We start from the raw sequence: 809 nt of genomic DNA on the forward strand, positions 1-809 counted from the left end.
CCCAGCCGAGCCGCGACATCGGCGCGCGGGCCGTCCGGATGCTGCTGGACCGTCTCGCCGACCCGGACCGGCCGACCCGCACCGAACGCCTCCCGTGCACCTTCGTGCACCGCACCTCCTGCGGCTGCCGGGAAGAAAGGAACCCCTCGTGATCGTCGTAGCCGGTGAGGCACTGATCGACCTGGTACCGCAGGGGGCGGGTGCGCTCGCCGCGCTGACGCCCGCGCTCGGCGGCGGTCCCTTCAACACGGCGGTGGCCCTCGGCCGCCTCGGCTCCCCCACCGCGTTCTGCTCCCGGGTGTCACGGGACGCGTTCGGGGAGGCGCTGCTGGAGCGGCTGCGGGAGACCGGTGTGGACGTGGCGCCGGTGCAGCGGGGTGACGAGCCGACGACGCTCGCCGTCGCCACGCTCGGCGCCGACGGCTCGGCGGCCTACTCGTTCTACGTGGAGGGCACGGCGGACCGGCTGTTCGGCAAGCCCGAGGCGCTGCCCGCCGGCACCCGCGCGGTGTCCTTCGGGACCTGCTCCCTCGTGCTGGAGCCGGGCGCGAGCGCGTACGAGGCGCTGCTGCGCGAGGCGTCGGCGCGGGGCGTGTTCACAGCGCTCGACCCCAACATCCGGGCCGGTCTGATCGCGGACGCCGACGCCTACCGGGCCCGGTTCAGGAGCTGGCTGCCCTCGGTGTCGCTGCTGAAGCTGTCCGCGGAGGACGCCGAGTGGCTCGGCGGGTCGCCGCGGGAGTGGCTGGCGGCGGGTCCCGCGGCGGGCGTGGTCACCCGGGGCGGGGACGGGCTGTCGGCGTACACCC

General features: G+C 75.8%; 2 protein-coding genes. Both read left to right on the forward strand.

The window, feature by feature from the left end; genetic code table 11:
• Nucleotides 1-152: substrate-binding domain-containing protein (locus LPA54_RS33535; protein ID WP_228984491.1), on the forward strand; the 152-nt coding region annotated here is incomplete at its 5' end.
• The coding region (locus tag LPA54_RS33540; protein WP_228984490.1) for a carbohydrate kinase at nucleotides 149-809 on the forward strand (661 nt) is incomplete at its 3' end. The genes LPA54_RS33535 and LPA54_RS33540, both read left to right, overlap by 4 nt.

The sequence above is a fragment of the Streptomyces sp. DH12 genome (assembly GCF_020873895.1).
Lineage (GTDB): Bacteria > Actinomycetota > Actinomycetes > Streptomycetales > Streptomycetaceae > Streptomyces.